Origin of the sequence: Terrabacter terrae, assembly GCF_039529575.1 — a bacterium.
GTDB classification, from domain to species: Bacteria; Actinomycetota; Actinomycetes; order Actinomycetales; family Dermatophilaceae; genus Terrabacter; species Terrabacter terrae.
The window spans coordinates 1-739 of the sequence record NZ_BAAANB010000211.1; the positions used below are offsets into that span (position 1 = coordinate 1).

The following is a 739-nucleotide window of genomic DNA, read 5'->3' on the forward strand; positions in this document are numbered from 1 at the left end:
GTGGGGTGCCGGTTGTATGTTGAGAACTTCACAGTGGACGCGAGCATCTTTGTAGTGTCAAGTTTTTAAGGGCACACGGTGGATGCCTTGGCACCAGGAACCGAAGAAGGACGTAGGAATCTGCGATAAGCCTCGGGTAGTCGATAACCAGACTGTGATCCGAGGATTTCCGAATGGGGAAACCCGGCTGGAGGCAAGTCCAGTCACCCGCACCTGAATATATAGGGTGTGTGGAGGGAACGTGGGGAAGTGAAACATCTCAGTACCCACAGGAAGAGAAAACAACATGTGATTCCGTGAGTAGTGGCGAGCGAAAGCGGATGAGGCTAAACCGGGCGTGTGGAACAGCTGTCAGGCGTTGCACGTTCGGGGTCGTGGGACCCGCCGACCGAGACTGACATCTTGGTAGGGAGTGAGAAATCTGCGTCATAGTCGAAGAGCATTGAATGGCTCGGCATAGAGGGTGCGACCCCCGTAGACGAAATGGTGTGGACTCCCGGTGGTGTTTCCCAAGTAGCACGGGGCCCGAGAAATCCCGTGTGAATCTGGCAGGACCACCTGCTAAGCCTAAATATTCCCTGGTGACCGATAGCGGACAAGTACCGTGAGGGAAAGGTGAAAAGTACCCCGGGAGGGGAGTGAAATAGATCCTGAAACCGTGTGCCTACAATCCGTTGGAGCCTCCCGCCGTTGGGCGTGTGGGGTGACAGCGTGCCTTTTGAAGAATGAGCCTGCGAGT

1 rRNA gene is annotated in these 739 nt (G+C 55.3%); it reads left to right on the forward strand.

The window, feature by feature from the left end:
- Positions 1-55 precede the first annotated feature (55 nt).
- Positions 56-739, forward strand: a 23S ribosomal RNA gene (locus tag ABD194_RS21120); the annotation flags it as partial.